At 61.1% G+C, this 13,296-nt stretch carries 11 protein-coding genes; 4 read left to right on the top strand and 7 right to left on the bottom strand.

Translation table 11 applies throughout. From position 1 onward, the window contains the following. Positions 1-32 precede the first annotated feature (32 nt). From ABIE28_RS15700 to ABIE28_RS15680, 5 genes are all read right to left on the bottom strand, one after another. Positions 33-1,799: an amino acid ABC transporter permease/ATP-binding protein gene (locus tag ABIE28_RS15700; protein ID WP_354064527.1), complete on the bottom strand. Its 1,767-nt coding sequence runs from the start codon at positions 1,797-1,799 to the stop codon at positions 33-35. A 126-nt stretch (positions 1,800-1,925) separates the two neighbouring features. After that, positions 1,926-2,492, bottom strand: coding sequence for a GNAT family N-acetyltransferase (locus tag ABIE28_RS15695; protein ID WP_354064525.1), 567 nt, complete (start codon positions 2,490-2,492; stop codon positions 1,926-1,928). 20 nt (positions 2,493-2,512) lie between these two features. Continuing rightward, complete coding sequence (locus tag ABIE28_RS15690) at positions 2,513-3,679, bottom strand: M20 aminoacylase family protein (RefSeq protein ID WP_354064523.1); 1,167 nt, start codon at positions 3,677-3,679, stop codon at positions 2,513-2,515. Further along, the gene (locus tag ABIE28_RS15685) at positions 3,679-5,013 is read right to left on the bottom strand and encodes an LLM class flavin-dependent oxidoreductase (protein WP_354064521.1); all 1,335 of its coding nucleotides are present in this window, start codon (positions 5,011-5,013) and stop codon (positions 3,679-3,681) included. Before ABIE28_RS15685 ends, ABIE28_RS15690 begins: the two co-directional genes overlap by 1 nt. A gap of 14 nt (positions 5,014-5,027) precedes the next feature. After that, complete coding sequence (locus ABIE28_RS15680) at positions 5,028-6,035, bottom strand: MsnO8 family LLM class oxidoreductase (RefSeq protein ID WP_354064519.1); 1,008 nt, start codon at positions 6,033-6,035, stop codon at positions 5,028-5,030. A gap of 196 nt (positions 6,036-6,231) precedes the next feature. Here ABIE28_RS15680 and ABIE28_RS15675 point away from each other — a divergent pair, with 196 nt between their 5' ends. Then, entirely contained in the window at positions 6,232-7,335 is a 1,104-nt protein-coding gene (locus ABIE28_RS15675) for an NAD(P)/FAD-dependent oxidoreductase (RefSeq protein WP_354064517.1), read from the top strand. Between the two features lie 390 nt (positions 7,336-7,725). Next, on the top strand, positions 7,726-8,943 hold the full coding sequence (locus ABIE28_RS15670; protein WP_354064515.1) for an ROK family transcriptional regulator: 1,218 nt from the start codon (positions 7,726-7,728) through the stop codon (positions 8,941-8,943). Here the strand turns inward: ABIE28_RS15670 and ABIE28_RS15665 are convergent. Then, on the bottom strand, positions 8,914-9,234 hold the full coding sequence (locus tag ABIE28_RS15665) for an integration host factor subunit alpha (RefSeq protein ID WP_354064513.1): 321 nt from the start codon (positions 9,232-9,234) through the stop codon (positions 8,914-8,916). The genes ABIE28_RS15670 and ABIE28_RS15665 overlap by 30 nt on opposite strands. Before the next feature lie 215 nt (positions 9,235-9,449). Here ABIE28_RS15665 and rirA point away from each other — a divergent pair, with 215 nt between their 5' ends. Next, complete coding sequence (gene rirA / locus ABIE28_RS15660) at positions 9,450-9,911, top strand: iron-responsive transcriptional regulator RirA (protein ID WP_354064511.1); 462 nt, start codon at positions 9,450-9,452, stop codon at positions 9,909-9,911. A gap of 382 nt (positions 9,912-10,293) precedes the next feature. Next, entirely contained in the window at positions 10,294-12,117 is a 1,824-nt protein-coding gene (locus ABIE28_RS15655) for an ABC-F family ATP-binding cassette domain-containing protein (RefSeq protein WP_354064509.1), read from the top strand. 80 nt (positions 12,118-12,197) lie between these two features. Here ABIE28_RS15655 and ABIE28_RS15650 read toward each other — a convergent pair whose 3' ends face one another. Then, positions 12,198-13,247: a LacI family transcriptional regulator gene (locus tag ABIE28_RS15650; protein WP_354064507.1), complete on the bottom strand. Its 1,050-nt coding sequence runs from the start codon at positions 13,245-13,247 to the stop codon at positions 12,198-12,200. Between the last annotated feature and the right edge of the window lie 49 nt (positions 13,248-13,296).

Genomic DNA, 13,296 nt, shown 5'->3' with positions numbered 1-13,296 from the left:
GCTTCGCACCCTCGCCGGAATTTGGAGAAGCGTTAGAGAACCTTGGCTAGGAACTCGCGTGTCCGCGCGTGTGTCGCATCGGTGAAGACGCGCGACGGCGGGCCAACCTCGACGACCTTGCCGTCTTCCATGAACACCACCTTGTCAGCCACTTCACGGGCAAAGCCGATTTCGTGGGTGACGATGATGAGCGTGGTGCCCGAGGTTGCCAGTTCCTTGATCACGTCGAGCACTTCGCCGACCAGTTCCGGATCGAGCGCCGATGTCGGCTCATCAAACAACAGAACCTTTGGCTTGAGTGCCAGCGCCCGGGCGATGGCCACGCGCTGCTGCTGGCCACCCGACAGGTGGCGCGGATAGGCATCGGCCTTGTCGGAAAGCCCGACGCGCGCCAGCAGGTCCAGAGCGAGCGCAACAGCCTCGCGACGATCCAGCCCCTGCACCGCAATCGGCGCCTCGATGATGTTTTCAACGACCGTCAGATGCGGGAACAGATTGAAGTTCTGGAACACCATGCCGACGCTCGAGCGACGCTGACGAATGGCGCGATCCTTAAGTTCATACAGCAGGTTGCCGCGACGCTCGTAGCCGATCAGCTCGCCATCGATAGCGACATAGCCTTCGTCAGCGCGTTCGAGGTGATTGATGGTGCGCAATAGCGTCGACTTGCCAGCGCCCGATGGTCCGATGATAGCGGTGACTTCACCGGGCTCGATGGTGAGGCTCACATTGTTCAGCGCATGGAACGTGTCGAAGTGTTTCGAGATATGGCGGATCTCGACACGCCCACCCTGACGGAAAGCGCTTTCTGCGCGAGCGGTCGTCGAAGGATTGTTCCGAGCGGCAGCAATGGCCTTGGAAGTCGCATCGCCGGTGACGAACTTGATCGCGCGGTCGAGGCCGGAGACCTTGCCGTCACGGGTCGAGCCGCGGCCGAAGTAGCGCTCGATGCCGACCTGGAAGAGCGACAGCACGCTCATGATAATCAGGTACCAGACGGTCGCGACCATCAGCAGCGGGATCACTTCGAGGTTGCGCTTGTAGATGACCTGCACGGTGTAAAACAGCTCGGGCAGGGCGAGCACGTAGACGATGGACGTCGCCTTGGCCAAGCCGATGATTTCGTTAAAGCCTGATGGAATGATCGCGCGCATCGCCTGCGGCAGGATGATGTGCAGCGACTGGCGACGCCAAGATAGTCCCAGTGCGGCCGCCGCTTCCTGCTGGCCCTGATCGATGGAGAGGATACCGCCACGGATGATTTCGGCCGAGAACGCCGCCTGATTAAGGCTGAGGCCGATGACCGCTACGGCGAACACGCTGAGCACCGAGGTCATCGAATATTGCAGGAACAGAATTTCAGTGAACGGTACGCCGATATTGAGCGTGGGGTAGAGGTAACCCAGATTGTTCAGCACCAGCAGCAGCACGATCAGCGGGATCGAGCGCAGCAGCCAGATATAGGCCCAGGACAAGCTCGATAGGAGTTTCGACTTTGAGACGCGGGCAAAGGCCAGCAGGCCGCCGATCAGAAACCCGACAATGCTAGCCAGCAGCGTCAGCCAAAGCGTGCGGCTCAGGCCAACCAGAACCGGCTCGGAAAAGAAGAACTGCGCGAACACGTCCCAACCCCATTTGGGGTTGGTCAATATCGAGTTAATCGTAATGGCGATCATCGCCGCAGCGACAACAGTTCCGACCACGCGCCAAGGATGTCGAGCCGGGACGATCTTGTATCCGCCGGGTGTAGATGCCTCATGCGCACCGGAATAACTGGTGTCGATATCGGTGCTTGCCATGATCGAAAACTCCGCTCAGCTTTTGTCTATAGAAATTCTAGAATTTAGCACCGGTAAGTCAATGCGACGGCATTCTGTAGATTGCGCGGCTGAGAGTTGATTTGCCTCAGCCACGCCTGGACGGCGTTAAGCCTGCTTCGCCAGTTGCGCCTGGCGCGCCGCCTTCCAGCCACCTTCGGGCGGCGTGACAAGGGTCGGCACGTAGCCCGGAGGCGGGCCGGAAAGGAACTTTTCGAAGGGCAGGGAACCGTAGATTTCGGGATCGGCCGCGACATCGAACAGCGCCGAATAGCCGGTCGTGAGATAGAGATGGCGCGCCTCAGGCTGCTTGAAACCGGTGGTGAGATAGAGGCGGCCATAGCCCAGTTGCCTAGCGCGCTCCTCCAGTTCCACCAGAATGAGGCGGGCAAGACCTTGGCGGCGGTGGTCCTTGTCGGTCCAAATCCGCTTCATCTCGGCGGTGGTTTCGTCATAGCGCATGAAGGCACCGCCAGCGATGGGCGTGCCGTCGCGCAAGAGCAGCACGAACGCGCCGTCCGGTGCCGCGAAGCGCTCGGGCGGATAGCGGTTCATTTCTGCCGAGGAGTCGCCGAAATCCTCGCCATAACGGCTGTTGTATTCGTCGGTCAGTTGCTCGACCAGCGGACGGGAAATCTCCGCTGTCGGGCTCGTGTAAAGGAAGCTGTCAGTCATGTTGATCGCTCCGGGGAAGCTCAGGCCGCAGCCGTGTTGATGGCCAGATAGTCCTGGACCAGCTGCACCCAATAGCGCGCGGCATCGGTCAGGATTGCGTCATTGAAATTGTAATTGGGATTATGCAAGTCGGCGCTGTCGCCATTGCCGACGAACAGATAGCTGCCGGGCCGCTTTTCCAGCATGAACGCGAAGTCCTCGCTGGCAGTGATGGGCTTAAGTGAGGTGTCGATCCGCGCATCGCCAAAATGACGGCGCGCCGCCTCGCGGGCAAATTCGGTCTCTACCGGATGGTTGACCAGTACGGGATAGCCACGAGGATAGAGTACCTCGGCCGTCGCGCCAAAGCTGGCCGCCTGCGCCTTGGCCAGTTCGGTCAGCCGATGCCGGATATGCTCGCGCACGTCGGCGTTGAAGGTCCGCACGGTCAGTTGAAGCTCGACACCATCTGGGATGACGTTGGGCGCAACGCCGCCGTGGATGGAGCCGACGGTGATCACCGCCATCTCCAGCGGATCGACATTGCGGGATACAATGGTCTGCAAAGCTAGAATGAGTGAAGCACTCGCCACCACCGGGTCGATTGTCTGATGCGGTTTGGCCCCATGCCCACCACGACCCTTAATGCGAATGATGACCAAATCAACGGACGCCATTGCCGGGCCATCGAGGAAGGCAAACTGCCCGGCCGGAACGCCGGGCCAGTTGTGCAGGCCGAAAATTGCATCGACCGGAAAGCGCTCGAATAGCCCTTCCTGGATCATGGTTCTTGCACCGCTATTGTTTTCCTCGGCCGGCTGAAAGATCACCCGCAAGGTGCCGGAAAACTGGCGGCTCTCCGCCAACTGCCTCGCCGCCGACAGCAGGATCGTGGTGTGGCCGTCATGGCCGCAGGCATGCATCTTGCCCGGATTGCGACTGGCATAGGCAAGACCCGTCGTTTCCTCGATGGGCAGCGCATCCATATCGGCCCGGATGGCGACGCTGCGCTCACCCGGTCCGTTGGAAATGGTGCCGACCACGCCGGTCCGTCCGACGCCGGTTTCGACGTCATAGCCCCATTCGCGCAGATACCCCGCGACGAGCGCACTGGTTTCGTGCTCCTCATAGGCCAGTTCTGGTGCGGCATGCAGCCGGTGGCGGAGCGCAACGAAATCCTCGTCCGTCACCGGCGTGTGAGTGCTCATCAGCCGGCCGCCTTGGTGTCGGCCAGTGCATAGCGGCTTTCACGGAAGGGCAGGTCGAGATGGTCGCGCAGGGTGTCGCCAACCTGCTCGCGCACGTGACGGCCGCGCTGTTCAAGGATTGGCAGTACCTGTGCGTCGAAGTCGACCCAGCCTGATTCCGCCAGTTGGAAGCCCAGCACGAAACCATCGGCCGCCCCGGTATCGACCCATTCTTCGATCCGGTCGGCGATCTGTTCTGGCGTGCCGATGAACTCGCTGCGGCGCGTGGTTTCTTCCAATGCCACTTCGCGCAGCGTCTGGTTGTTTTCCTTGGCGACGCGCTTGATGCGGTCGGTGCCCGACTTGAAGTTATTGGTGCCGATATCGCCCAGTTCGGGGAATGGTGCATCGACATCATACTGGCTGAAATCGTGGTGATCGAAGTAGCGGCCGAGATAGGCCAGCGCTTCCTTGATATTCACCAGATCGCGGATTTCCTGGTACTTGCGCTCTGCTTCCGCTTCCGTCGAACCAACGATCGGCCCGATGCCGGGCAGGATCTTGATGGCGTCGGCACCGCGACCATGCGCGATAGCGCTTTGCTTGAGCTTCTGCGTCAGCACGCGGTTTTCTTCGATCGAGGTCGAATTGGCAAAGACCGCATCGGCGTGCAATCCGCCCAGATCAATGCCAGCATCTGAGCCGCCCGCCTGGAACAGGACGGTCTGCCCCTGTGGCGACCGCTGGATGTTGAGCGGACCCTCCGCCGAATGGAACTTGCCCTTGAAGTTGAGGCGATGCAGCTTGGCGAAATCGGCAAACTTGCCCGTGGCGCGATCGCGCACAAAGGCGTCGTCGTCCCAGCTGTCCCACAGACCTTTGACGATCTCGATATGCTCGGCAGCGATCTCATAGCGAAGCGCATGGTCGGGATGGTTGGCCCGCCCGTAGTTCTTGGCAGAGCCCTCAAGCGGTGAGGTTACCGCGTTCCAGCCAGCGCGGCCCTTGCTCAACAAGTCGATGGAGGCGAACTGCCGGGCCACGGTGAACGGATCGCTGTAAGAGGTCGACAACGTGCCCACCAGGCCGATCTTGCTGGTCGCAGCGGCCAGCGCCGAGAGCAAGACGATCGGCTCGAAGCGATTGAGGAAGTGCGGGATCGATTGCTCGTTGATATAGAGCCCGTCCGCCACGAAGGCGAAGGCAATACCCGCTGCTTCGGCCCGCTTTGCCGTGTTCAGCAGGAAGTCGAAATTGACGCTGGCATCCGCCGGCACACTCTCGTGCTTCCAGGCGTTCATATGGCCGCCGGGGCCGTGCAGCATGATGCCGAATGGAATGCGTTTCTTGCTCATGGGAAACCCCGTGGTTAAGCGGAAAGTGCGGTGGGAATGGATCGCTGCCGGGCGGAAGCAACCAGCTCGATTGCCTCAAGGCGGCTGTCGCCCGCATTGGCAAAGTCGATGATGAATTCACGAAGGCCATACTGCGCGGCCAGCGTATCTAGCGTCGCGACGATGTCGTCGCCATTGCCGGCCAGTGCCGTCGATTGACGCCGTTCGATGGTGTAGTCGGTGACACCGGCCTGCCGAGCATATTCGGCCGCCTGTGCTTCGCTGCCGACCGTAACACTCTGCGCGCCGGGGATATGAAGGCGATAGGGCGTAAACAGTTCTGCCTGCGCCCGCGCTTCGCTGGCCGTCCGCGCGACGACCGCAGCAAGCGCAACGATTGGCGCTCGGCCCGTGGCGTCCTTATAGGTGGAAATCGCCGCCGATAGCGTTGCATCGTCGCCATTGAGATGGCGCGCGAAGACGAAGTTCCAGCCGAGTTCCGCGGCCAGCGCCGCGCTATCAACGCTTGCGCCGAGCAAGTGCCTCTCACCAGCTTGGGTCGGACGTGGCGTGGCATCCAGCCCGTGCGGCCGACGCGCTGCATCACTGGAGAGGAAGCTGTCGAGTTCTTCGAGCTGCGCGCGGAACTCTGGCCGATTGGTCAGGTCGCGCCCAGCCTGCAGCGCCTTGGTCGAAAGCGGCAGGCCACCGGGGGCCTTGCCGATGCCGATATCGATACGTCCCGGCGCCAATGCGGCCAACAGGTTGAAATTCTCGGCCACCTTATAGGGGCTGTAATGCTGCAGCATCACGCCGCCTGAGCCGATCCGGATGCGGTCGGTGCGCGCGGCAAGATGCGCCAGCAGAACTTCTGGCGATGAGCTGGCAAGGTCGGGCGTATTGTGATGTTCGGCCACCCAGAAGCGCTCATAGCCCAGCGCCTCTGCGCGTTGTGCCAAAGCAACTGTGCGTCGCAGAGCCTGCGTTGGGTCCTCACCGCGAAGCACCGGGCTTTTGTCCAGCACACTCAATGCGTAACTCATAATCGCCCTGCTCCAAGACCATCTATTGTGCCCGGATTATAAGTCTACTAATCTGATAGATAAATGAGACGAGGCCCTGAGAGGCCCGTATTCAGTAGGGTTTTTCTGATCCCGCGACTTGCCAGCAAGTCCACCCTAAAGCGAAGGGGTGCCACGATCTGTTTTGTTCGCTGGCGGTCGAGACGGAGAAATAAAGGTGAAAGTATCCATCGTTGGCGCCGGAATCGCCGGATTGTCGCTGGCCTGGGCGCTGCGCAAGCGCGGCATTGCGGTCGCGCTGTTCGATGCCGGCGCCATCCCCAACCCGGTCGCCTCGTCCTTTGATGAACACCGCATCACGCGACACACCTATGGACGTCTGCCCGGATACGGCGCGCTGATGCCGCACGCGTTCGCCACCTATGATCGGCTCTGGGCTGACCTTGGGGCCAGCCACTACCTGCCCACCGGCATGGTCTATGTGTCGCGCACTGGCGCGGACGGCTATGCCAGCGCCGCAGCTGAACTTGACGGCGTCGGCATTGCCCATCGCCGCGTGACGTCTGCCGAAATCGCCCAACGCCTGCCCATGCTGCACGCCGAGGGCGTGACCGACGCCTTCGAGGCCGGTGGCGCTGGCATGTTGTTCGCCAATCGCATCGTGACCGATCTGGCGCGCTGGGCGGAACACAATGGCGTGGAGCTTCACCCCCATGCCCGCGTCGATTACATTAATGCCGATACCGGAACGGTGTTGTCCGGCGGCGTGCGCTATGACGCCGATCTGGTCGTTGTGGCTGCGGGCGCGTGGCTACCTGAACTCCTGCCAGCAACCGCCGGCCGCATAGTTCCGTCACGCCAGCTGCTGCTCTATCTGGAGCCTCCCGCCGATCTCGCCAAAGCTTGGGCCGAGGCGCCAATTCTCGTCGATCAGGGCAGCGGCCACGGCGCCTATATCCTGCCGCCCCGCGGCGGCACACGCCTCAAGATCGGCGACCACTTCTTCACGCGCCGCGGCACCGGCAGCGATGATCGTCTGGCAACCGAAATCGACATCGCTCCGGTCCTTACGGCTGCGAGGGAGATATTTGCCCGCTTTGACGACTATCGCATCCTCGAGCGCAAGGTTTGCTACTATACCGTCACCGACGATGAGGGCTTTGTCGTAGAGCCTATCGGTTCAGCGGGCTGGGTATTGAGCGCCTGCTCGGGCCACGGCTTCAAGCTGGGGCCGCTGATCGCCTCGGGTCTCGCCGATGCCATTGCCGGCCTGCGTGACACCGCTAGCATCCCCGCTTGGGCGGCGGGTCGTAGCGCCTGAGAGACGGCAGAGACAACCATCCGGCGACCGTGTCGGATTGCCCCATTAGACTAAAGTCCAGTCGACCCTGATCAGCTGCGTCAGCGTATAGCTGCGCCCTGATAAATCGGCGTCATAATCCATATCTGACTGGTATTTAGCCGTTCGGAGAAGGTTCAGCGCGTCCAGTATTGCAGCGCCAGAACATCCTTAAACCCGTCTGAACTGGTCTATCCACCCGCCGCGACGGCTTGCCTTACCCCCATATTTGACATGATTGTAAAACTGGCCTGCGAGTCGACCAAATCGACTGTCGCGGGCCACGTCAAAGAAAACACCATTTACGTAGAACTGTCGCCTGGGGCACCGCGTTATGACGACGCGCGACCAGCGTTTTGTCGGGATGTGACCATGCCGTCCAGTAATTCAGAGTCCTCTCGCGATGCCTTTGATGCCGTTGGTCGTGGGTTGCAGCATCACAGCCTGCGCCGCGCCAATGTGCGCGCCGTCCTGACGGTGATCGGTTTTAATGCCGGTCTCTCCAATGCCGAGATTTCGCGCCTGTCGGGCCTTGCGCCGCAGACGGTTTCAGCCATCCTCAGCGATCTCGATCAGGCCGGCATGATCAGTCGTGGCGAAGTGCTGCGCGGTCGGCGCGGACAGCCCGCCACACCTATATCGCTGCATCCCGAAGGCGCCTTCGCCATTGGCGTCGAACTCGGCCGCCGGCACGCCGATGTGGTCCTGCTCAATATGGATGCCGAGGTGCTGCAGCGCAGCCAGATGCAATATCCCTATCCGGATGCGCGCACCCTGTTCGACGAGCTTGGTAGCATCATCGGCCGGATGCTGGTCGGCTTCACTGCCGAGCAGCGCAGCCGTCTGCGCGATATCGGCGTCGCGATGCCTTCCAATCTTGCCGCCCATATTGCCCAGGTCCAAACCACGCAGGCGCCGCGGGCACATTGGGACGATGTCGATGTCGTGGCCGAATTGTCAGGCCGCACAGGCCTCGATGTCCGTGTGTTCAACGATGGCAATGCCGCGTGCTGGGCCGAGCTGATCGCCTTTCCCCGGCCGCGCCCCGCCAACTTCATCTACTTCCTGATCTCCCGCAATGTCGGTGCAGGCATCGTGGGGGAGGGGATGTTGTGGGAAGGGCCGAGCGGCAATTCGGCAAATCTTGGGGCCATGCTGGTTGCCGATTGCAACGGCAAGCTGCAGCCTGCTCATTCCATCGCGTCGGTCGCGGCTTTGTGGCGGCGGCTCAACGCGGCTGGCATTGAGACCGATATCGCCCGCGTCGAAGACTGGGACTGGTCGAGCTTCGGCGTGGTATTGGATCAATGGTTGACCGAAACCGCCCAGGCGCTGGCCCAGATCGTTTTTAACACCACAATGGTCATTGGCAGCGAACTGGTGGTCGTCGATAGCATCGTGCCCGACACGATCATCGCCGAGCTGGTTACGCGCCTGTCAAACGAGCTGCATGCTCTGGCGGCCCCGACCTACATTCGGCCGCAGGTGCTGGCTGGGCATCTTGGTGGAGTGGCGCCGGCGGTTGGTGCGGGAGAACTTACGCTCTATCGCCGCTATTTCTCACGCAGCCTGGCCGACCTTGCCAGTTGAGGCGATGAAGTCGAGCGAGTCGCGCAACTGACCGCTTGGCGTGAATACCACGGTGTGACGCTCGGTAATGACATGTTCCGCGCCAGTGCGTGGATTGCGCCCGATACGCTCGGCACGCGAGCGCACCTGTAGGGCGCCAAATTTGGTCAGCTTGACGTTTTCACCGGCCATCAGCGCTTCGCGCATCATCTCGAACATAGTCTCGGCGATGTTGCTGACATCTGCCTTGTCCAGGCCAGTCTGCCGTGTTGCGGCGTCACAGAGCATGGCACGCGTAACTGTTGTGTTCACGGTGGTTCCCTCCGTATTCTTAAGTTCATATTCCGAAGTTAAGCCGATGTCCAGTATTCGGTCCTATTTTAAAACTTGAACGATCTGATCAAGTTATCTTGACATATTTTAGAATGGTTATAAGCTGAGCCTCGTTCTATGAAGGAATTCAGAGCCGAATCGAGACGTATTGTCGTCTCCGGCTGTCGTGAATGTCCGTTGATAAGAGGTCCCTCGTGAGACTGACGCGCCAATCAAACTATGCGATCCGTACCCTGGTCTATTGCGCCGTCAATGAGCCTGGGCTGAGCCGCGTGGCTGATATTGCCAAGGCTTACAACATTTCCGAGCTGTTCCTGTTCAAGCTGATCAAGCCACTGGTCGAAAATGGCCTGCTCGCCACAGTGCGCGGCCGTCATGGCGGCATCAAGCTGGGCAAGAGCGCCGATGACATCACGCTGCTTGATACCATTCGCCTGACCGAAGAAAACTTCGCTCTGGCAGAGTGCTTTGAAGATGGCGCCGATTGCCCGTTGATCGGCGAATGCGATCTCAATAGCGCGCTGCGTGAAGCGCTGGGTGCGTTTTTCGAAGTGCTGGCCAGCTACACGATTGCCGACCTCGCCAGCAAGAAGCGTTCGATCCGCGATCGCCTCGGCCTGTCGACACTTGACGCTGTGATGACCCCCGCGCACTAATTTTTGATCGCCACGATTTTTGAACACCCCGGCCATGGTCCGGGGTGTTTGCATTTCCACTTCCTATTCCACCCACCGCGTCACTCTCGCGTAGCAGGGAATTTCCCCTCATCCCGGAAATCCCGTTGGCTCGTAAAAGATGAGTTTGACAGTCATGTTAGAATATGGTTTTGTCCAGTCAGCGCGATGCCGACCGACCTTCGAGGGGATTGGGTTGGCGCTTCGCAACCGAGACGACGGGGCTTGCTGCTACCGTCTCCCCGGGCTGGTCAGGGTCCTCAACGCCCTGACCAGCCTTTTTCTATTCTATCGGCCCCAACGCAGGGGTCTCACGCGGTGAGCGGCCTTTTCTTTAGGGGCCGCCTATGCTCTATCCGCGCTCATGGCCGCAGCACCCCTTCTTTCGCTTCAGAATATCAAACTCACCTTCGGTGGAACGACGCTCCTTGAGGGCGCCGAAATCATTGTTTCGCAGGGCCAGCGCGTCGCGCTGGTGGGCCGCAATGGCTCGGGTAAATCCACACTGCTCAAGATCGCCGCCGGCGACGTGACCCACGACAGTGGCGTACGCTTCGTCGAGCCGAGCGCCACCTTGCGCTACCTGCCGCAGGAGCCCGATCTCTCGGCGTATGCGACAACGCTCGAATATGTTGAAGCGGGCCTTGGGCCAGGCGACGACGAATATCGCGCGCAATATCTTTTGAGTTCGCTTGGCCTCACCGGCGCCGAAGATCCTAAAAATCTTTCGGGTGGCGAAGGTCGCCGTGCCGCCTTGGCGCGCGTCCTGGCGCCTCGGCCCGACGTGCTGCTCCTCGACGAGCCGACCAACCATCTCGATCTGCCGGCCATCGAATGGCTGCAGGCCGAACTCAATTCCATGCGCTCGGCCATGGTACTGATCAGCCACGATCGTCGGTTCCTCTCCGATCTGACGCGTTCCACCGTATGGCTTGACCGCGGCGTGACGCGCCGGCTCGACAAGGGCTTTGCCCATTTCGAAGCCTGGCGCGATCAGGTGCTCGAAGAAGAAGAGCGTGACCGCCACAAACTCGACCGCCAGATCGTGCGCGAAGAGCATTGGCTGCGCTATGGCGTGACTGCGCGCCGCAAGCGCAACGTGGGCCGTCTCGAGCGTCTGGCCGGCCTGCGGCAGGATCGGCGCGAACAGCGCCGCGTCACCGGTTCGGTCAACATGCAAGTTGCCGAGGGCCGCACCTCCGGCGCGCTGGTGGTTGAAGCAGAACACATCGCCAAAGCCTATGGCGACCGCATCATCGTCGGCGATTTTTCGACCCGCGTCGTACGCGGCGACCGTATTGGCATTGTCGGCCCGAACGGCGCCGGCAAAACCACGCTGATCAAAATGCTGACCGGGCTCGATCAGCCCGATAGCGGCACCATCAAGATGGGCTCGGCGCTTGAACTCGCCATGCTCGATCAGGGCCGCGCCAAGCTTCATCCCGATACGCGCCTCAAGGAAGCGCTGACCGGCGGTGGTTCCGACACGCTCCAGATCAACGGCCAGCCCAAGCACGTCATCGGCTACATGAAGGACTTCCTGTTCGGACCAGAACAGGCCAACACCCCCATCGGCAAGCTATCCGGCGGCGAGCGCGCCCGCGTGGCTCTGGCGCGTGCCCTGTCGCTGCCATCGAACTTCCTGGTGCTCGACGAGCCGACCAACGATCTCGATCTCGAAACGCTCGACCTGCTCGAAGAAATGGTCTCCGACTATGCCGGCACCGTCATCGTCGTCAGCCACGATCGTGACTTCCTCGACCGCGTCGCAACCTCGGTGATCATCGCCGAAGGCGAAGGCCTGTGGCTCGAATATGCCGGTGGCTATTCCGACATGGTGATCCAGCGCGGCGAGGGCGTCACCGCCCGCGAGCCTGTAGCCAAGGCCCATCGCGCCGGCAAGACCAGCCTGACCCAGACCACGGCCGCCACTTCGGCACCGGCGCCCAAGCGCAAGATGAGTTTCAAGGAAAAGCACGCCCTCGAAACCCTGCCCAAGCAGATCGCCAAGTTCGAAGCCGACATCAAGGCCATCAACGAACAGCTAGCCGACGGCAATTTCTACACCAAGGACCCGGTCGGTTTTGCCGCAAAGTCCAAGACGCTGATGGAAACCGAAGCCAAGCGCGCCAAGGCTGAGGAAGAGTGGATGGAGCTGGAATTGCTGCGTGAAGAGCTTGAGGGTTAGTAAGAATACCCTCACCTAGCCTCCCTCTGTTCAGGGGGAGGTTAGGTGGGGGTACTCTTCCTTCCACTTAACCTAAGTCGTCAGTCTTTCCACTCAAACTTCGGCTCTGCGATGTAGTGCAGATCCTCGGGCGCCTCGCCGCTGATACGGCGCAGCAGAAGCGAGCCGAGGTGATGTCCGGCATCGGCGAAATCCTCGAACACTGTCTCGGCGCCCGGCTGGAATTGCGCAAACATCGCCGAGGCCTGTTTGGACACCACATGCACGTCCTTGCCCACGACCTTGCCGCTATCGTTGAGCCCGCCGATCACCGCCAGCGCTGATACCTCCGAGGCGCAGACATAGCCGTCCGGGCCGTCCGGGCGCTTGGTGCGCTTCATCACATAGCTGCGGATCAGATCGGTTGGGCTGGTGAGGTTCACGTCCGCGGCAAACTCATAGGCTATCCCCGCCTCTTCGGCTGCGCGGGCGACACCTGCCTTAAGGTGCTCCGTATAGGTCAGCGCGCTCTCGGGCAGAATGATCGACACTTTTCTGCAGCCCTTCTGCACCAGCCGCTTCACCGCGCCATAGGCATAGGTTTCGTTGTCGAAGTCGACGAACGGGTGTGGGTCTGGCCAGAGCGTGCGACCGTGGCTGACAAAGGGGAAGTCGCTGTCGAGCAGGAAGCGGATACGCTCGTCAAAGCTTTCGGCCTTGGAGAAGATCACGCCGTCTGCCATGCGGTTGCGCACGATATGTCGGATCGGCTCAATCGGATCGACATTGCGGAACAGCGGCGTGATGACGATGTGATAGGAGGTATGGCGCACAGCCTCGCTCAGTCCGCTCACAATGCTCGAGCCAAAACCGTAGATCTGCTCGTCCGGCTCCAGCACCAGTGCGATGACGTGGGTGCGGCCGGTCTTGAGGCGCAGCGCCGCGCGGTCGGGCAGGTAACCCACTTCGGCGGCAACCTTTTGTACCCGCTCGCGCGTTTCCTGCGACAGCTCGGGGGCGTTGTTGAGGGCGCGCGAGATCGTCGTGATTGCAAAGCCCGTCATCTGGGCGATGGTCTTGAGCGTGGGCTTGCCAGATGGCTTGACGCCGCGCTTGCCTTTGCTGACAGCCGGTACGTCGTCTTCGGACACTGCGTTTACCCCCGGAACCGCCCGTGGGCGGTGGCCTGTTATCGATCCG

This window comes from Devosia sp. 2618 (assembly GCF_040546815.1).
Taxonomy (GTDB): Bacteria; Pseudomonadota; Alphaproteobacteria; order Rhizobiales; family Devosiaceae; genus Devosia.
This window is presented reverse-complemented; position numbering and strand designations above follow the sequence as displayed.

What these genes read in the sequence shown, in the direction of transcription:
- ABIE28_RS15700 (WP_354064527.1), bottom strand. Translation starts at nt 1,799, where the DNA reads ATGGCAAGCACCGATATCGACACCAGTTATTCCGGTGCGCATGAGGCA.
- ABIE28_RS15695 (WP_354064525.1), bottom strand. Translation starts at nt 2,492, where the DNA reads ATGACTGACAGCTTCCTTTACACGAGCCCGACAGCGGAGATTTCCCGT.
- ABIE28_RS15690 (WP_354064523.1), bottom strand. Translation starts at nt 3,679, where the DNA reads ATGAGCACTCACACGCCGGTGACGGACGAGGATTTCGTTGCGCTCCGC.
- ABIE28_RS15685 (WP_354064521.1), bottom strand. Translation starts at nt 5,013, where the DNA reads ATGAGCAAGAAACGCATTCCATTCGGCATCATGCTGCACGGCCCCGGC.
- ABIE28_RS15680 (WP_354064519.1), bottom strand. Translation starts at nt 6,035, where the DNA reads ATGAGTTACGCATTGAGTGTGCTGGACAAAAGCCCGGTGCTTCGCGGT.
- ABIE28_RS15670 (WP_354064515.1), top strand. Translation starts at nt 7,726, where the DNA reads ATGCCGTCCAGTAATTCAGAGTCCTCTCGCGATGCCTTTGATGCCGTT.
- ABIE28_RS15655 (WP_354064509.1), top strand. Translation starts at nt 10,294, where the DNA reads ATGGCCGCAGCACCCCTTCTTTCGCTTCAGAATATCAAACTCACCTTC.